This is a genomic window from Pseudahrensia aquimaris, assembly GCF_042676045.1.
GTDB classification, from domain to species: Bacteria; Pseudomonadota; Alphaproteobacteria; order Rhizobiales; family Rhizobiaceae; genus Pseudahrensia; species Pseudahrensia aquimaris.
This window is the reverse complement of record NZ_JBHTJV010000002.1, coordinates 776,375-795,578: the sequence shown is the minus strand read 5'-3', so window position 1 is coordinate 795,578 and position 19,204 is coordinate 776,375. Positions and strand designations below refer to the sequence as shown.

The window sequence follows — 19,204 nt, the reverse complement described above, 5'->3', positions numbered from 1 at the left end:
CAGGTTCGCATTGTCACCGTCCGGATCATCGTCATTGCCCAGAAGATCAAGCACAACCGGCGTATCGTTGTCGGTCGTACCCGTGTCGTCCTCGGCAACCGGAGGTACAAGCGCCGCGGTAATCGTGATGCCAACCGAAGCCTCATCCGTGCCGCCATTGCCATCGTCAATCGTATAGTCGAATNTGTCGTTGCCCAGAACATCAATCGCCACTGGCGTGTTGAAGTCTGTCGTTGCGTCGTCATCGACCGCATCAACCGTGTTGTCAGAGACCGCAACCGTCACAGAACCTGTGTCCGTCAGGCCGTCTTCGTCCTCAACCGTGTACTCAAACACAGCATCGCCCGTGAAGCCGTCTTCCGGAGTGAACGTCACCGTGCCGTCGTCGTTCAGCGTCACCGTGCCGTTGGCAACGTCAACCGTCTCACCAGGCTGGATCGGCTGGCCGTCGATCTCAGTGATCGTCAGGTTCGCATTGTCACCGTCCGGATCGTCATCATTGCCCAGAAGATCAAGCACAACCGGCGTATCGTTGTCGGTCGTACCCGTGTCATCCTCGGCAACTGGCGGCAAGGCGGATTCGCCCACCGTTACAGTCACCGTCGCCGTGTCGGTGTTACCGTTGGCGTCTGTGATCGTGTATTCGAATGTGTCCGTGCCCTCAAAGCCATCGGCAGGCGTGTAGTTCAGCGTGCCGTCGGCGTTCTCGGTGATTGTGCCACCGTTGGCCGACGTGTCGTCGAAGTCCGTGACCTCGAACGCATCGCCTTCCGGATCCGTGTCATTGCCCAGAACATCAATCGCCACTGGCGTGTTGAAGTCTGTTGTTGCGTCGTCATCGACCGCATCAACCGTGTTGTCAGAGACCGCAACCGTCACAGAACCCGTGTCCGTCAGGCCGTCTTCGTCCTCAACCGTGTAGTCAAACACAGCATCGCCCGTGAAGCCGTCTTCCGGCGTGAACGTTACCGTTCCGTCGTCGTTCAGCGTCACCGTGCCGTTGGCAACGTCAACCGTCTCGCCCGGCTGGATCGGCTGGCCGTCGATCTCCGTGATCGTCAGGTTCGCATTGTCACCGTCCGGATCGTCGTCATTGCCCAGAAGATCAAGCACAACCGGCGTATCGTTGTCGGTCGTGCCCGTGTCGTCCTCGGCAACCGGAGGTACAAGCGCCGCGGTAATCGTGATGCCAACCGAAGCCTCATCCGTGCCGCCATTGCCATCGTCGATCGTGTAGTCGAACGAAGCAGGACCAACATAACCGTCATCTGGCGTGAACGTGATCGTGAAGTCATCGTTCAATGTTGCCGTACCGTTCTGAACAGGAACCGTATCGCCAGGCACGACCGGCGTGCCGTCAATCTCGGTCACCGTCAGCGTGTCACCATCGGCATCCATGTCGTTGTTGAGCACGTCAATGATCACAGGCGTGTTTACCGGCGTATCGGCAAAGTCGGAATCCGCGTCCGGTGGCGTGTTCGGATCTTCACCCACCGTTACAGTCACCGTCGCCGTGTCGGTGTTACCGTTGGCATCCGTGATCGTGTATTCGAACGTGTCCGTGCCTTCAAAGCCGTCGGCTGGCGTGTAGTTCAGCGTGCCGTCGGCGTTCTCGGTGATTGTGCCACCATTGGCCGACGTGTCGTCGAAGTCCGTGACCTCGAACGTATCGCCTTCCGGATCCGTGTCGTTGCCCAGAACATCAATCGCAATCGGCGTGTTGAAGTCTGTTGTTGCGTCGTCATCAACCGCATCGACCGTGTTGTCAGACACAGCAACCGTCACAGAACCCGTGTCCGTCAGGCCGTCTTCGTCCTCAACCGTGTACTCAAACACAGCATCGCCCGTGAAGCCGTCTTCCGGAGTGAACGTCACCGTGCCGTCGTCGTTCAGCGTCACCGTGCCGTTGGCAACGTCAACCGTCTCGCCAGGCTGGATCGGCTGGCCGTCGATCTCAGTGATCGTCAGGTTCGCATTGTCACCGTCCGGATCGTCATCATTGCCCAGAAGATCAAGCACAACCGGCGTATCGTTGTCCGTCGTGCCCGTGTCGTCTTCGGCAACCGGCGGCAAGGCGGACTCGCCCACCGTAACAGTCACCGTCGCCGTGTCGGTGTTACCGTTGGCGTCCGTGATTGTGTATTCGAACGTATCCGTGCCTTCAAAGCCGTCAGCTGGCGTGTAGTTCAGCGTGCCATCGGCGTTCTCGGTAACCGTACCGCCCTGGGCAGACGTCGCGTCGAAGTCCGTGACCTCGAACGTATCGCCTTCAGGATCCGTGTCATTGCCCAGAACATCAATCGCCACAGGCGTGTTGAAGTCTGTTGTTGCGTCGTCATCGACCGCATCAACCGTGTTGTCAGACACAGCAACCGTCACAGTGCCTGTGTCCGTCAGGCCGTCTTCGTCTTCAACCGTGTAGTCGAACGTAGCATCGCCCGTGAAGCCGTCTTCCGGCGTGAACGTCACCGTTCCGTCGTCGTTCAGCGTCACCGTGCCGTTGGCAACGTCAACCGTCTCACCAGGCTGGATCGGCTGGCCGTCGATCTCCGTGATCGTCAGGTTGGCATTGTCACCGTCCGGATCGTCGTCATTGCCCAGAAGATCAAGCACAACCGGCGTATCGTTGTCCGTCGTGCCCGTGTCGTCTTCGGCAACCGGCGGCAAGGCGGATTCGCCCACTGTCACCGTCACGATCGCGGTATCAGTCGCGCCCTTAGCATCCGTAATCGTGTATTCGAATGTGTCCGTGCCCTCGAAGCCGTCGGCTGGTGTGTACGTAAGCGTGCCGTCGGCGTTCTCGGTGATTGTACCGCCGTTGGCCGACGTATCATCGAAGTCACTGACTTCAAACGTGTCGCCCTGCTCATCACTATCGTTTCCAAGCACATCAATAACGACTGGTGTTTCGAAGTCGGTGACCTCGGAATCATCCTCAGCTTCAACCGTGTTCTCTTCGATCGTCACGGTAACCGTAGCGGTATCCGTATTACCGTTGTCGTCGGTGATTGTGTATTCGAACGAATCCTCGCCGGAGAAGCCGGCAGCAGGTGTGTATTTCAACGTGCCATCAGGATTCTGCGTGATCGTGCCACCATTGGCGGTGGTCATGTCGAAGTCCGTCACGTCGAAGGCATCGCCTTCTGGATCTTCGTCATTGTTGAGCACATCGATATCGACGGATTCGTCCTGTCGGGTATCGGCGATATCGTCGCGCGCGATCACCACGTTGTCGGCGATCGTTACGGTCACAGTGGCCGTGTCGGTCGCGCCAAATTCGTCGGTGATGGTGTATTCAAACGTGTCGGTGCCCACAAAGCCATCGTCAGGCGTATAGGTAAGCGTACCATCAGCGTTTTCAGTGACGGTGCCGTTCGCGCCATCGGTGAAGTCAGTAACTTCGAACGTGTCGCCCTGGTCGTCTTCATCGTTAGCCAAAACATCGATGGTGATTGGCGTGTTCTTGTCGGTCGCATCTTCGTCATCAATGGCGTTTACATCGTTGGCTTTCACAACAATCGTAACGATAGCTTCAGCGGTTGCGCCTTTATCGTCGATGATGACGTAGGAGAACGTGTCTGTGCCAACAAAACCAGGAACGGGCGTGTAGACCGCATTGCCGTCTGCATCAATCGTTACTGTTCCGTTATCCGGCTCGGTGCGCGTCAGGATGGTGAAGTCATCGCCTTCTGCATCGATATCGTTGTCGAAAATGTTGAACTCGACTGGATTATCTTTGCGCGTCATCGCCATGTCGTCTTCGGCATTCGTGCCGTTGACTTCCACAGTCACGGTCGCCGTATCGGTGTTACCGAATTCGTCCGTGATCGTGTATTCAAATGTGTCTGTTCCCGTGAAACCATCAGCAGGCGTGTAGGTCACCGTGCCGTCGGCATTCAGCACAATCGTGCCGCCCTCATCGGATGTTGGGTCGATGGCTGTGATGGTTACGCCAGTGTCATCGTTTGCGAGCACGTCAATGTCGACGGCCTCGCCAGTGTTGGTCTGAGCGGTATCATCTACGGCGTCTGTGGCCGTGTCGCCTTTGACGGTGACAGTCACAGTTGTGGTGTCGGTTGCACCAAATTCGTCCGTGATTGTGTATTCGAACGTATCTGTACCAGCGAAGCCGGCCGCAGGGGTGTAAACCAGATTGCCATCGGCGTCTTCTGTTACCGTTCCACCTTCGGCACTGGTGGTGTCGAAATCGGTGATTTCGAACGTGTTGCCGTTCGGATCGACATCGTTGTCGGTCACATCAATCGTGACCGGGGTATCGAAATCGGTCATTTCTGCGTCTTCAACCGCGTCAACCGTGTTGGCGCCGACAGAGACCGTTACGGTGGCGCTATCGCTCGCACCGAATTCATCAGTAATCGTGTAGGTGAACGTGTCATCGCCCTCGAAACCGGCATCCGGCGTGTAGACGAGGTTGCCATCAGCATCGATCGTGACCGTGCCATTTGCTGGCTGTTCAAAGTCGGTAACAGTGAAGTCATCGCCCTGAAGATCAGTGTCGTTTTCACGAACGTCAATTGTAATCGCTTCACCAAATTCGGTATCCGCAACGTCATCAACGGCATCAACGCTGTTTGCACCAACGGTTACAGTCACGGTTGCAGTATCGGTTGCACCATTCTCGTCGGTAATTGTGTAGGTGAACGTGTCGTCACCCTCAAAGCCAGCATTCGGCGTGTAAACGAAGTTGCCATCGGCATTGATGGTGACCGTGCCGTTTGCAGGTTGATCGAAGTCGGTGATGTCAAAATCATCGCCTTCTGGATCGCTGTCGTTAGCTAGAACATTGATTTCCACCTCTTCGCCAAACGGAGTCGTGGCGTTATCATCAACCGCGTCGGTTGTGTTGGTACTCTGGTAGCTCTGGTCAATATTCAGCTGCAAATCGCCTGTTGCGAAGAACGTGCTGGTGCGTCCGGCAGTGTCGCCATCGCTGTCGCCGTCGGAATCCACCGTAGGATCGCCGCCGACGTCTTTCAGCGCGAAGCGGAAGCCGTCAACTTCTGGGAACTGCACATAGTAGTCGCCTTCCAGAACATCGAATTTGTAAGCGCCCGCGTCGTCTGTGACCTGCGAACCGACAAATGTGCCGTCAGCTTTGTAGAGTTCAACGGTTAGGCCGCCAAAGCCCTCGAAAATGTTTCCTGCTTCGGTGTTGTCACCATCCACATCATTGGAAAGCACGCCAGCGATGTGAGCGGTGTTTATAACACTTGCGTCAACATCAGCTTTGGTTTCGCCGCGATCAACGGTGAAGAATTCCGTTTCACCATCAGCGTTTACGTCAGAGTCGACAGCTTCGTCACCACCAACGTTTTGTTGGGCGAAGACCATGCCATCCATGCTCTCAACGACAACCTTGTAGGTGCCAGCAGGAGCGTCGAACTGGTAGCGACCGTCAGCATTTGTCGTGGTTTCACGCACAACATCGCCGTTCTCGTTGATCAGTTGAACCTTGACGCCCTGAATACCTTCATCAAGCCCGCCACCAACAGTGTTAACCTGTGTGTTGTCCTGATCGTCATCCTTGGTAACGCTGCCTTTAATCCAGGCGTTGTTGTTCTGATAGCTGACGTCAATGTTTTTGATCGCCTCACCAGGATTCACATGGAAAACATCGGTGCGGCCATCAGCATTTGCATCGGAGTCTGTCGCGCCGTTGCCAACGTCTTTATCGGCAAAGCCCATGCCCTGCATCTCAGGGAACTGGACATAGTAGCTCCCGGCTGGAACATCGAACTGATAATTGCCGTTTGCATTGGTGGTCGTTTCAGCGACTTTCGTCCCGTCTTCCGTAAACAATTCAACCTTCACATGAGGGATGCCTGTGTCGAGGTCGTCGTTGTTATCGTTCTTGACGGTGTTAACCTGCGTGTCGTCGTAGTCATCGTCTTTTGAGACAGTGCCTTTGATCCACGCATTGTTGTTTTGATAGCTAACGTCGATATCCATCTTCGTCTCGCCACCGGCGATGTGGAATAGGTCTGTGCGACCGTCTGCATTGGCGTCAGAATCGGAAGCTTCGTTACCAACATCTTTGTCAGCAAAACCCATGCCCGGCATGTCCGGGAACTGAATGTAATAGTTACCTTCCGGCACGTCGAACTGATACATGCCGTTAGCGTTGGTCGTCGTTTCACCGAATTTGGTGCCGTCTTCTTTAAAGATTTCGACTTTAACGCCACCGATGCCAACGTCGTGGTTGTCGTTGTTATCGTTCTTGACGGTGTTGACCTGCGTGTCGTCGAAGTCGTCGTCTTTAGAAACGGTGCCTTTGATCCAACCGATAGCGCCGGGTGCGTGCTGATAGCTCGCATCAACGTCTTTGACGGTTTGACCATCCGCCAGATGAATGACGAAACCCAGTCCAGTGTCCACATTGGCGTCGGAATCCACCGTTGGATCGCCGCCCTGATCTTCCTTGGCGAAGACGAGACCGTTCACTTCCGGGAATTGAACAACATATTGCCCTGGAGCCACGTCGAACTGATATTTGCCGTCACCGTCTGTATGCGTCTCAGCAACCACATTGCCGTGCGCATCTTTCAGTTGGACGAGGCGACCGCCGAGGCCGCTGTCAAAGCCACCACCAACGGTGTTGATTTCAGTGTCATCTTTGTCGTCGTCAAACGACAGACGGCCCTTAATCCAACCCATGCCGCTGGCTGCAGACCCTGCGGAGCCGGAACCCGAACCAGAACCCTTTGAACCCGAGCCCGAAGCTTTTGAGCCTGAGCCAGAACCAGATGCTTTGGAGCCTGAAGCCGAACCTTTAGAGCCCGAACCGGAAGCCTTAGTACCCGAAGCCGAACCTCTGGAACCGGAACCAGAAGCCTTGGAACCCGAAGCCGAGCCTTTGGAACCGGAACCAGAAGCCTTGGAACCCGAAGCCGAACCTTTGGAACCGGAACCAGAAGCCTTCGAACCAGATGCTGAGCCTTTGGAGCCAGAACCAGACGCCTTGGAGCCCGACGCCGAACCGGATGCGTCGCTGGCAATGTGCGAAATATCGACCGTCGTGTCGTTGAACTTAATCTTTTCAACGTCATACAGGTACGCGTATGTCGAATGACCTTTTACAACTTCAACGACGCCTTGACCGCGATCAATGAATTCAAATCCTGCTGAATGAGCATGAATGACAAACGAGTCGTGACCACCCCGACCGTCGATCAAATCATCAATGCTGCTGTCGTTAGCGATATGGTCGTTACCGTCCGTCAGCCTGATAATCCCCTGACCAGTATCGAAGCGCGAAAGCGGATGGGCGCTACCCGCCGAGCCTTTCGAACCAGAGCCAGTTCCCTTCGAGGAACTAGAGCCTGAGCCTTTCGAACCTGAACCACTGCCGTGGGCTTCGGCGGTGAATTCGAACCATGTGATGTTCTGTGTGGTGGTCGTGGTCATTTGGATTACCCTCCTAAAGTGGAAGCCACTTCATATAATAGAGAAATACTGTTGTGTAAAAAACTCGGCTTTAACCCTAATTGCTGGGGATTTACTCAATTTAATACTTAATTTGAATAAAATTTGATCTAAATCTTATCCAACCTGTTTTTGGTTGGTCCGCCAGATCCCCTGCTTTGCTTCCGCCTCGTCTCCTACACTCTATTCCTTGATTTACGTTACGTTATGCAGCCAACGAGGCTGCGTGTGTTTGCTTTCCAGTCTGCAGCTCAAAGAAGCTGCTGATATCTTTGATCCAATCGACATAACCGCGCGTCTGGGGTGTTCGGTCAGCCCAGCGGCTCAGACGGTCGCACAGCCGTGCTATTTCAGCCGGCGTGTTTCCCGTGCCATCGCCAGCTAGACTTGTGTTTCGATCACACCAGCCCTGTTGGCGCACGTTCATGTGTATGCAGCGTCGCACGCGCTCGCACATGTGAACAGTGCCATATAGCACAAATTGTCGCGTGGCAGCACCTGTGGATAACTTTGGCGCAAATGCTGAGAGATAAGTGTCAATCAACTGCGTTTCCGCCCTTTCGTCTAACATCATCCATTCATCACATAAGACGAATACAAGATCTTCCAGCGCGTTGCCACGGCCACAATCTTCCCAATCGAACCAAACGGTACGGTGTCCATCTCTTAGTGCATTGCCTGGTCGGGCGTCGAACTTGATGAAATCGTTTCGCGGCCCGCACAATGCTTCACCAATCGCATGTTCATTCACATTCGGAGGTTTTACGCCAAGTTGCTTTGACAGCATGCGAGCGCCCCGCGCGCTCTGCACGAACCAATCCAAATCAGCGCCAATAACTGGCGCTTTGTCGAATAATGGGCCGCACCGACCAATATGTTGAATGCGCAACAGAGCTTCCAGCGCTTCCCCAACCATCTCAACCCGTTCAGCCATCGATAGTGAAGCATCAAGCGCAATCGGCAGTCGCGTGCCGGGAACATATTCTTGGACGGTCCATCGACCGCATATGGCTTTGAATTTAGGGGTGTGACCCGTTCGGGCGAGATATTGTAGCGCCACAGCTTCCAGTGCTGCAGCCTCGGAGGTTTCACGCTGAGATAAAATCCAGCTTTCATCGCCAAGATCAATCAAGAACGTATTGCGGCTTCTACCGCCCGGAAACGCAACGCGTTTCGGAGCTTGGCCGAAGACTTTCATACTCACCTCAGCGACCAGCCGCCCCCGGTCGGCGCCGATCATAGAGGAAGCAGTTTTGACCTGCTTCCGCTCTTCTAGCATTCTAACCACTCCAACCCATCGCGACCACGCAAGAAAAACTCATGCCGACGATACCAACAGCCTACCACAATATGGTTAATGTTCCGAGGCCGAATCGACCTGAACAGATGATGGTTTTCGATCAACTTATTTAAGGAACTGATAAATATGACAGACTCCCGAAAAGTTTTTCGAGCAACAATTGTTTTAACGGCCATTTTGGCGCTTTCTAGCCCGTTATTTGCCCAACAAGCAGCCGATGAAGTCGCCCCAGAAGCCACAACTTCGCTGGCCGCAAAGCGCGCAATCCAACCCGTGAAGTCGAAATCGTGGATGGTGTCAGTCGCCAATCCCTATGCCGCAAACGCGGCCGCGAACGTTCTTGCAAAGGGCGGAAGTGCTGCAGATGCAGCAATAGCTGCACAATTGGTTCTGGGGCTGATAGAGCCGCAATCGTCCGGTCTGGGTGGTGGCGCTTTCGTTGTCCACTACAACGCAACAACCCAGCGCCTCACCACACTCGATGGCCGCGAAACCGCGCCGCTGGCAGCAGACAGCAATCTGTTCCTTTCAGCCGATGGAGAGCCTCTCAAGTTCTTTGATGCAGTAATCGGCGGAAGATCGGTCGGAACACCTGGAACACCTGCCCTCCTCGACACGATGCACAGCAAATGGGGCGAGCTTGAATGGTCCGCGCTTTTCGATGATGCAATACCCTTGGCTGAAAACGGCTTTATCGTCTCCTCCCGCCTCTCAGGCCTTATCGAACGCAACGCAGAAAGCCTTGCGCGCCACGCACCAAGTGCCGCTTATTTTCTGCCAAACGGACAGCCACTGAAAATGGGGGTAAGGCTACAAAACCCGGCATACGCAGATACACTGAAAGCGTTTTTAAACGAACGTTCCCGACCTTTCTATCAGGGTCAGATCGCCACGGACATAATCAGCACAGTCAAAGGTTTCAGCGCCAATCCGGGCTTGTTGGAGCAAGCGGATTTTAACGCCTATCAGGCGAAAGAACGGCCAGCCGTTTGCGCAAAATTCCTCGCTTACAATGTTTGCGGCATGGGACCACCTTCTTCAGGTGCGCTCACACTCGGGCAAATTTTGCAGATTGTTGAACCGTGGAAAATCGAAACCCGCTCACCTGACGATGCTCAAACTTGGCGCTTGATCGGCGATGCAAGCCGTCTCGCCTTCGCGGACCGCGGCCGCTATATGGCAGACAGCGATTTCATCAAAATGCCGACAAAAGGCCTGTTAAAACAGAGCTATACCGATGCTCGTTCCCGACTGCTGAAGATCGAAAAAGCGCTCGAAAAAGCCCCCGTTGGTGAACCTGAATGGGACGATGCCGCCCTGCCCCGTGCAGATGATGAGTCTTTGGAACTCCCTTCAACCTCACATCTTTCCATTGTCGATGCGCAAGGCAACATCGTTTCAATGACCACAACCATCGAAAACGGCTTCGGCTCGCGGCTTATGACCAACGGCTTTTTGCTCAACAACGAACTGACCGATTTCTCCTTCCGCCCAGAACGAAATGGCAAACCCATTGCCAACCGCGTTGAACCCGGCAAACGGCCTCGTTCGTCCATGTCACCCACAATCGTCATGAAAGAGGGGAAACCCGTCTTGGTTATCGGCTCTCCAGGCGGCAGCCGCATCATTCCCTATGTAGCCAACGCTATCATCGCCCATTTGGCGTGGGGCGAAAACATTCAACAAGCGATTGCCCGGCCACATCTGGTGAACCGCTTCGGCACATACGATCTAGAGAAAGGCACCAGCGCGGAAGCGTTTGAACCTTCGCTGCAAGCCCTTGGTTTCAAGACGAATATCAGAGAGCTTAACTCCGGATTGCACGCCATTTCCATCACACCAGAAGGTTTAAGCGGGGGGGCTGATCCACGTCGCGAGGGCATAGTTTTAGGGAAATAACGTACTAGTTGGTTCGGAATTTCGACCTAAACCATATCCCGCTCAACTGTGTCGCTGATATCCTTCTCGAAAACGGTTTCGCCGTTCAACCAAGCCTCAATGCGGGCATTCGTGCGAAACTGTACTGCATCGCACGTCATGCTGCTGAACGTCCTTGTTCGCCACATCGCCCCTTCGCGCCCGCCGGTCGCTTCCCACTCGATCTCGGCGCTGGCTGAATCTGGATTTTCAGGATGGACGCTAAAGCGCTCTCTGGTCCATGAGCCGGAAATCAGGCCGTGGTCGCTGTCACGGTTTTCGCCGTTGTCACATTCGATAATCATCGCCACACGCCCGCTATTGGGGTCTCGCTCGACGCTGCGACGGTAGTTTGCCTCCCGCAAAACCTCGTGTCGCCAGGGCAAAGCGCCTTCCGGCGGCTCAAAAACCCATTCATCGCTGTGCGAATGGGGCCGCACAGGCAGATCAATCGAGCCAGAATGGATGGTGATGCTCCCCTTCTCCGGCGAAGGCCAAATAAATGGAAAATAGGCGTTGGATATAGCAAGACGAAGCCGATGGCCCTCGGGCACCCGATAGGCGATTTGATCAAGCGTAATCTCAACCTCAATGGCCTCATCTGGAACAAGAGCTTGCGGATATTCATGGCTATCGCGGTGGGTCAGGTTAAGAACGCCAAGCGTTATAAATGCGCTCGTTCCATCGGGCAGTAAGTCGCAAAGCCGCACGGCCAACTGCCCACTTTTTGCCGAACACGACACAAGAAGCCGCACAATCAGTGCGCCAACGATATCCATGTCCTCTTCCAACAGTGCACCATCAAAGCACACAGAACGCGCATCATCTTCACTCTGCTCATCTGGGAACTCATCAGAAAACGTGAACGGGAAGTACTCTCCACTGGCCATGCCGCAGTCCAAAGGAGATGAAACCACCCGCTCCACTTTCCCCCCTTCTTGCGCCAGAACATCGCCATTGAGATGAAGGCGCCGCATCTGAATGTTTGACGAAGGCCAGTGTGCTTCCGCGATCCACCGTCCGGGCCGCTCGTCCCACCACCGTTGCGGTGGCAGGGAGTCCATCAGCCATGCACGATAGGCCGGATCAGCCTCCACGCCAGTGTCGATATCCTTGAGCCACTGGTCCCACCAACGCTTGGCCTCTTGTAAGAACCCAATGGCGGGCTGCGGCGCAGCGATGTGCGGATATTTATGAATCCAAGGACCAGCAATCGCTTTGACCGGCGCGCTGATGTTTTCCGCCAGATGCGCCATCGTATTGCGATAGCCATCGTGCCAACCGCCAACAGCCAAAACAGGCGTCTTTATCGCGCTGTAATCCTCACAAACCGACCCGTGTTTCCAATAATCGTCACGCCGTTGATGCCGCGCCCAGATCGACCACAACCAGGGCTGATGTTCCAAACGCTCCAACCAAGCATCCACCCAACCGTCACCAACCAAGGCAGGATCGGGCGGAGCAGATGAATAGGACAGCATCTGGCTGGCCCAACCAAAATTCTCGATCAACTGACACCCGCCTTTGGTGTGAATATCGTCGGCAAATCGGTCTACAGTCGAGCAAATGGAAATCACCGCCTTCAGCGATGGGGGCTGAAGAGCAGCAATCTGAAGCGAATTGAACCCACCCCATGAAATGCCCCACATGCCTGCCTTGCCGGTGCTCCATTCTTGCGCCGCCGCCCACTCCAGCACCCCGCAGGCATCGTCCCATTCCTGCTGCGTGTATTCGTCTTCCAAAAACCCCTGCGAATCTCCGCTGCCACGCATATCCGTGCGGATGATCGCGTAGCCGTGACCCGCCATCCACGGATGACTAATGCAGTCGCGCACCACGGTCCCGTCACGCTTGCGATAGGGCAGATGTTCGAGGATCACCGGCACAGGATCGTCTCGCGCGTCTTCCGGCATCCAAACGCGGGCAGACAAGCGGCATCCGTCAGGCATAATGATGCCCATGTCGGGAAATTCCACCACTTTGCGCGGAAACTCGCTCACGACCTTCATTTCTCACTCCTCGGCAGCACCGATCAAATATCGCTGACGCAGCTTGGAAGCATCTGCTATGGCTTGTCGAGGCGCAGTAGGACAATGACACGATGAACCGCACAACGCTCGGCATCTTATGCGCCATGGGGGCCAGCGTCGCCTTTACGCTCAACGATGTTGGCATCAAGTTTCTCGCAGGAGACTACGCCCTGCACCAGATCGTTTTCTTCCGCACCCTTTCAGCGCTGACGATCACCATGGCGATCATCATTCCGCTGGAAGGCGGTTTTCATCTGCTGAAAACAAAACACCCCATGCTGCACATCGCCAGAGGTTTGGCGGTCGTGGCGTCCAACATGGTGTTCTTTATGGGACTGGCCGCCCTGCCACTTGCAGAAGCGACGGCGATCTTCTTCGTGTCACCGCTCGTCATCACCCTGTTCTCAGTTATCTTTCTGAAAGAGAAAGTTGGCCCATACCGCTGGCTGGCCGTTGTTATCGGTTTGGTGGGCGCCATCGTCATCATGCGGCCGGGCACAGCAGCGTTTCAGATAGCAGCGATCTTCCCCGTGCTGGCGGCCTTTGGCTATGCAACGTTGCACATGCTCACACGCAAACTCGGCGCTACTGAAAAAGCCTCAACGTTGGCATTTTACGTGCAGTTGATTTTCCTCGTCGTCTCAGGCTCCATCGGCATTATCGCGGGCGATGGCAAATTCGCCAGCGATATCCACCCCTCCGTCTCGTTTCTTAGCCGCGCCTGGGTAATGCCCGACCAGCGCGATTTGATGATCATGCTGGCTGTTGGCCTGTGCAGCGCCTCCGGCGGCTATCTCATCAGCCAAGCCTACCGCTTGTGCGCGGCAGCAACGATTGCACCCTTCGAATATCTTGCCCTCGTCTTGGCCATCGTCTGGGGCATCGTCTTCTTTGTTGAATGGCCAGACTTCGTCGCTTGGACGGGCATCGCCCTCATCTTGAGCGCCGGCCTATGCGTGCTGTGGCGCGAAAACGTGCTCAAAAAGCGCATTGCCAGCGAAAGGCCCATGCCGAGGGTACGCTGAACGCGCCAGAAAAAAGGGCGGCCCGAGAGCCGCCCTTTTCATATTGCTGTTTGTAATCAGCTTAGCTGTTGAACCACCAGCGCTCTGCTGAACGGCCCCCGTCGAGATCCCAGTTGGCGGCAACATTTTCGCCAGTGGAGAGCTTTTTGGACAAGCCGTTAATGTAGTTGTTGAACAGTGGAATGATCGCGCCGCCATCGTCGGCGAGCAACATCTGCGTTTCCTTGTACATTTCAGCACGCTTCGTTTCATCGAGCTCGCCTTTGGCGGCCTTGGTGAGCATGTTGAACTTCTTGGCTGCATCGGTGGTTTTCCAAGCGGTATCGTTCCACTCTGTCGAATCCACATAGGCCGAAGCGTACATCCAGTCGATCGTCGGACGACCAGACCAGTAGCAAGCGCACCAGCCTTTTTTGTTCCACACGTTCGACCAATAACCATCGGAAGGCTCGCGAACGACTTCAATGTCGATGCCAGCCTCTTTGGCGGAAGCCGCAATCAATTGAGCAGCATCGACGGCACCTGCGAAGGCAGCGTCAGACGCGGAAAGCTGAATCGTGCCGCTGTGGCCGGACTTCTTGTAGTGCTCGGCTGCTTTCTCCGGATCGAACTCGCGCTGTGGCAGTTCGGCAAAGAAAGGCATGGACGGCGAAACCGGCACATCATTGCCCAATGCGCCATGACCCAGCAGAATTTTGTCCACCAATTCCTGACGCTTGATCGCATGCTTGAGCGCCATACGCAGATCGTAATTGCCAAAGGGCTCTACATCGAGACGCATCGGAAATGTGTAGTGAGCGGTGCCCGATTTCTCCAAAATGTTGATGTTCGGGTTACGCGCCAGCAGTGCGACCGTCTTCGGATCCACACGGCCAATAGCATCCACATCACCATTGATCAGCGCCGTTTGACGCGCAGTGATATCGACAATGGAAAGCAACTGCACTTCATCGAAGAAGGCCGCATTTTCTTTCCAGTAATTCGGGTTGCGGGTAAACTCTGCACGCACGCCTGGCTCGAATTTGTTGAGCACATAGCCGCCGGTGCCAATACCGGAAAGCGGGTCAATCTTGCCGTCTTTGCCGGGCATAATGACCAGATGATAGTCGCTGATCAGGAACGGAAAGTCAGCGTTTGGCGCGTCCAATTCAAAGACAACATCATCGCCATCTTTGCGAATATCGGTGACGCCTGAAAGAATTCCCTTCGCAGCAGACTTGGAAGCCTCGCCGCGGTGATGGTTGAGAGATGCGATCACATCATCGGCATCCATCGTCTTGCCGTTGTGGAATTCAACGCCTTTGCGCAGCTTGAAAACCCAAGTCTTCGCGTCTGTGGAATCGTAGCTTTCGGCAAGTTCTGGGCGCAGCTTGCCCGAAGCATCAACCTCGGTGAGGAAGTTGCCGTAGTTGAACACGGTACCGGCGCTGAAATCGTTTTCAATGGTGCCTGGATCAAGCGAATCCGTGGTCGAGCCATGGCCGGAGCCGAGGCGATACGTTCCGCCTTTTTTCGGCGTCATGGCGTAGGCTTGGTCCGCCATCGTCAGCGCAGATGGCAGAACAAAGCCTGCAGCCAGCAAACCAGTGACAAACTGGCGGCGATCAATCGTGCCGGACTTCAGCTTCTCTGTCTGGTTGGTAACATAAATCTGTTTTTTGTCGTCCATGTCTTCTCTACTCCCTGGGTAAGACAAACGGTTGCTCCAAACTGTTAGTGTGTCGCACTGGAGCAGGTTTTCGTGACACTTGCGCAACAATAAGGCACAGCAACCAATTGGTTGCAAATTTTGCGCAGCACCAACATTTACCCAAAGCTTCTTTTTGGCAAACCGCTCCTTGGCGTTTACACGGCAGGTTCAGTCGCCTAGCGTTAAAGCGACAGCGTGGGAGGGCCAGTTTCGGTCAGCGCTGTCAAAATGTTGCGTAAGCAGGGGAGCGTAGAACCAGTGCATCCGGTCGTGAGCACGATTTTCCAAAGGCTTGCATTGGGCCTTTTGACCCTGTTTTTCGTCTCCATCATCATCTTTTGTGCACTGCTGCTTTTACCGGGCGATTTCGGCCAAGCCGTTCTGGGCCAAGCCGCAACAGAAGCCACCGTGGCAGCCTACCGCGCTGAACTGGGCCTCGATAAGCCAGCCTATCTTCGTTATTTCGAGTGGATGAGCGGTGCGATTGTCGGCGACTTCGGCACATCGTTTTCTGGCCGTGCAGCATCGGGCGTCGACCGATCCCGCCCTGTGTTGGAGCTGATCGCTCCGCGCCTCAGCAACACACTGTTTCTCGCCAGTGTCGCCGCAGTCATTGCCGTGCCTCTTTCCTTGTTTCTCGGCATCACGGCAGCGCTTTATCGCAATTCTATCTACGACCGCATCGTCAACGCCACAACGCTGACGACCATCTCGTTTCCGGAGTTCTTCGTTGCCTACATCCTTATTCTCATGCTGGCGACGATCTTCCCGATCTTTCCATCGCTTCCCAATATTTCTGACGACATGGCGCTATCGGAAAAACTTTATCGCATCACCCTTCCGGCAATGACGCTCACCCTCGTGATCGTCGCGCATATGATGCGCATGACACGGGCCGCAATCATCAACCTGCTTGCTAGCCCCTATATCGAAATGGCGCGGTTGAAGGGCGTTTCACGCTCGCGCATCATTCTCAAACACGCTTTGCCGAACGCTTGGGCGCCCATCGCTGCCGTTATCGCTTTTAACTTGGCCTATCTCGTTGTTGGCGTGGTCGTCGTGGAAGCCGTCTTCGCCTATCCCGGCATCGGACAATTGATGGTCGATGCTGTGACCAGCCGGGACATCCCGGTTGTACAAGCCTGCGCGCTAATCCTCGGCGCAACATACATTTTGCTGAATCTATTGGCGGACGTTATCGGCATAATCACCAACCCCAGATTGTTGCATCCAAGATGAGCGTTGAGAGCAAAGACGTGAGCGAAACCGGATATTCCGCAGCCGCCGAAGTCGGTGTTGTCCGCGTGCGCCGCACCCGCTGGGAGCGAATAAAGGTTGAATTGCGCAAAGCGCCGCTCACCGCTTGGTTCGGCATGATCGTGGTGCTGCTTTACGTTTTGACAGCCATCTTCGCGCCACTCATCGCGCCCTATGGCGAGGCGGAAGTGTTCCCAACCCCTTATGCGCCATGGGACGGGACACACATTTTCGGCACCGACCAGATCGGCCGTGATGTGTTCTCCCGCCTTATCTACGGCGCACGCAACACGATGGGCATCGCTCTGGCGACAACCATCCTATCGTTCATCATCGGTGGTGGCTTGGCATTGGTCGCCGCCATTTGGCGCGGTTGGATTGATCAAATTTTGTCGCGTTTTGTCGATGTGCTGATGGCAATTCCCAGCCTCATTTTCGCGCTCATGCTGCTGGCAGTTTTCAAGTCTTCCGACCCGATCACCAACACGCTCAACCTCATCATGATTATCGCAGTACTGGACGCCACACGTGTGTTCCGGCTCACACGCGCAGTCGCGCTGAACGTTGTGGTAATGGACTATGTCGAGGCCGCAAAACTGCGTGGTGAAGGCACACGCTGGATTATGGTGCGCGAAATCCTGCCCAACATCATGCCGCCGCTGGTCGCCGAGTTCGGCCTGCGTTTCTGCTTCGTGTTCCTAACGTTGGCCGCGCTGTCATATCTCGGCGTCGGCCTTCAGCCACCCACTGCAGACTGGGGTTCGATGGTGCGTGAAAACGCGGCGCTAATCCAGTTTGCCCAATACGATCTCAAAGCCGGTCTAACGCCGCTACTGCCAGCTGGTGCTATTGCCCTATTGGTGGTTGGCGTGAACTTCGTGGTCGATTGGTTCCTGCACAAAACGAGTGGCCTTAAAGATGAGCACTGATAGCGAAAAGGGCGATATTCTGCTGGAAATGCGCGATATTCGCATCGACGGTTTTTCCGACGAACGCTGGCACGAAATCATCAAGGGCGTAGACCTTACCCTGCACCGCGGCGAAGTGCTTGGTCTGATCGGCGAGTCCGGCGCGGGCAAATCAACCCTTGGCAAAGCCGCCATGGGCTTTGCCCAACCGGGCTGCAAAATCAAATCGGGCTCCATCATGTTCGACGGCCTTGATCTTGCTTCGATGCCGGAGAAAGAAAAGCGCAAGCTCTGGGGTTCGCGCATGGCTTATGTTGCGCAATCCGCCGCTGCCTCGTTCAACCCCGCCCACCGCTTGATCGACCAGACCGTTGAGGCGACCGTAGGCCACGATATCAACCCGACAGAAGCGGCCAAACAGGACGCGGTACAGCTTTACGAAAGCCTTCAATTGCCGGACCCTGACACCATCGGCGAGCGCTATCCCCATCAGGTCTCCGGCGGTCAGCTTCAGCGCGTGATGACGGCAATGGCCATGTCACCCCGACCCGATCTCATCATCTTCGACGAACCCACCACGGCACTGGACGTAACCACCCAAGTCGAAGTCTTGGTCGCCATGCGCGATATCGTCGACCGCTTCAACACCGCCGCAATATACATAACCCACGATCTGGCGGTCGTCGCGCAGATGGCAGACAAAATCAAGGTCCTGCGATATGGCGAAGAGGTTGAAGAGGCCGAAACCCGCAAGATGTTGAGCAAGCCGGAAGCGGAATACACGAAGTCTCTGTGGTCAGTGCGTTCTCTGGAAAAGCCGGAAGAAACATCAGACGACACTGTGCTGTCCATCAAGAACGTCGATGCAGCCTACGGCAATTCGATCAAAGTCTTGCACGATGTGTCGATCAATCTTCCGCGGGGAAAAACCGTTGCTGTGGTCGGCGAATCCGGTTCGGGCAAATCCACTACAGCGCGGGTGATAACGGGTCTTCTGCCGCCCATTGGTGGCACTGTGGAATTCAATGGCGAGCCACTGCCCGCAGCATTGAAGCAGCGCAGCAAAGAGCAACTGCGCAAGATCCAGATGATCTATCAAATGGCGGATACGGCAATGAACCCGCGCCAAACCGTTGCGGACATTATCGGACGGCCGCTTGAGTTCTATCACGGCATAAAAGGTGCAGCGCGTGATAAGCGCGTAGCTGAACTGCTGGATATGATCGAGTTGGACAACACTTTCCTCGACCGCTTTCCCGGCGAAATGTCCGGCGGCCAAAAGCAGCGTATCTGCATCGCTCGCGCGCTTGCAGCCGAGCCTGAAATCATCATCTGCGACGAGGTCACTTCTGCGCTCGATCAGATCGTGCAAGAAGGCATTCTGCGCCTGCTGCTGCGGCTCCAGAAAGAGTTCAACATCACCTATCTATTCATCACCCACGACATCGCAGTCGTGAAGGCGATTTCCGATGAGATCGTGGTGATGAATCAGGGTGAAGTAGTGGAGCAGGGCTTGAAGAGCGAAATCTTCGCCCCGCCATATCCCGACTACACCAAACTCTTGCTTTCATCCGTGCCCGAAATGGACCCGGATTGGCTCGATCAATTACTGGCAGAGCGCGAAGGCTGATCCC

At 55.2% G+C, this 19,204-nt stretch carries 9 protein-coding genes; 5 read left to right on the top strand and 4 right to left on the bottom strand.

The genetic code is table 11. From position 1 onward, the window contains the following. Positions 1 to 6,675 (bottom strand): Ig-like domain-containing protein (locus tag ACFQ14_RS03550; protein ID WP_449301294.1); only part of this gene is annotated, 6,675 nt, incomplete at its 3' end. A gap of 973 nt (positions 6,676 to 7,648) precedes the next feature. Next, positions 7,649 to 8,722, bottom strand: coding sequence for a phosphotransferase (locus tag ACFQ14_RS03545; RefSeq protein WP_377211316.1), 1,074 nt, complete (start codon positions 8,720 to 8,722; stop codon positions 7,649 to 7,651). A gap of 147 nt (positions 8,723 to 8,869) precedes the next feature. Here ACFQ14_RS03545 and ggt point away from each other — a divergent pair, with 147 nt between their 5' ends. Further along, on the top strand, positions 8,870 to 10,642 hold the full coding sequence (gene ggt, locus ACFQ14_RS03540) for a gamma-glutamyltransferase (RefSeq protein WP_377211315.1): 1,773 nt from the start codon (positions 8,870 to 8,872) through the stop codon (positions 10,640 to 10,642). A 26-nt stretch (positions 10,643 to 10,668) separates the two neighbouring features. Here the strand turns inward: ggt and ACFQ14_RS03535 are convergent, their stop codons facing one another. Further along, complete coding sequence (locus ACFQ14_RS03535) at positions 10,669 to 12,669, bottom strand: CocE/NonD family hydrolase (RefSeq protein ID WP_377211314.1); 2,001 nt, start codon at positions 12,667 to 12,669, stop codon at positions 10,669 to 10,671. 92 nt (positions 12,670 to 12,761) lie between these two features. Here ACFQ14_RS03535 and ACFQ14_RS03530 point away from each other — a divergent pair, with 92 nt between their 5' ends. Then, a complete protein-coding gene (locus ACFQ14_RS03530) occupies positions 12,762 to 13,715 on the top strand; it encodes a DMT family transporter (protein WP_377211313.1) in 954 nt (317 codons plus the stop codon). Between the two features lie 61 nt (positions 13,716 to 13,776). On the opposite strand, the gene ACFQ14_RS03525 is transcribed toward ACFQ14_RS03530, so the two are convergent. After that, the gene (locus tag ACFQ14_RS03525) at positions 13,777 to 15,384 is read right to left on the bottom strand and encodes an ABC transporter substrate-binding protein (protein ID WP_377211312.1); all 1,608 of its coding nucleotides are present in this window, start codon (positions 15,382 to 15,384) and stop codon (positions 13,777 to 13,779) included. Positions 15,385 to 15,663: 279 nt separating this feature from the next. Between ACFQ14_RS03525 and ACFQ14_RS03520 the strand changes: the two genes are divergently transcribed. The 3 genes from ACFQ14_RS03520 to ACFQ14_RS03510 are packed head-to-tail and all read left to right on the top strand — an operon-like array spanning position 15,664 to position 19,200. Then, the gene (locus ACFQ14_RS03520; protein WP_377211311.1) at positions 15,664 to 16,644 is read left to right on the top strand and encodes an ABC transporter permease; all 981 of its coding nucleotides are present in this window, start codon (positions 15,664 to 15,666) and stop codon (positions 16,642 to 16,644) included. A gap of 17 nt (positions 16,645 to 16,661) precedes the next feature. Continuing rightward, positions 16,662 to 17,591 carry an ABC transporter permease gene (locus tag ACFQ14_RS03515; RefSeq protein ID WP_377211310.1) on the top strand — a complete coding sequence of 310 codons (930 nt, stop codon included), beginning with the start codon at positions 16,662 to 16,664 and terminating at the stop codon, positions 17,589 to 17,591. Then, positions 17,581 to 19,200, top strand: coding sequence for an ABC transporter ATP-binding protein (locus ACFQ14_RS03510; protein WP_377211309.1), 1,620 nt, complete (start codon positions 17,581 to 17,583; stop codon positions 19,198 to 19,200). Before ACFQ14_RS03515 ends, ACFQ14_RS03510 begins: the two co-directional genes overlap by 11 nt. Positions 19,201 to 19,204 lie beyond the last annotated feature (4 nt).

Coding starts and splice junctions, on each gene's coding strand:
- ggt (WP_377211315.1), top strand. CDS start 8,870: ATGACAGACTCCCGAAAAGTTTTTCGAGCAACAATTGTTTTAACGGCC.
- ACFQ14_RS03530 (WP_377211313.1), top strand. CDS start 12,762: ATGAACCGCACAACGCTCGGCATCTTATGCGCCATGGGGGCCAGCGTC.
- ACFQ14_RS03525 (WP_377211312.1), bottom strand. CDS start 15,384: ATGGACGACAAAAAACAGATTTATGTTACCAACCAGACAGAGAAGCTG.
- ACFQ14_RS03510 (WP_377211309.1), top strand. CDS start 17,581: ATGAGCACTGATAGCGAAAAGGGCGATATTCTGCTGGAAATGCGCGAT.
- ACFQ14_RS03535 (WP_377211314.1), bottom strand. CDS start 12,669: ATGAAGGTCGTGAGCGAGTTTCCGCGCAAAGTGGTGGAATTTCCCGAC.
- ACFQ14_RS03545 (WP_377211316.1), bottom strand. CDS start 8,722: ATGCTAGAAGAGCGGAAGCAGGTCAAAACTGCTTCCTCTATGATCGGC.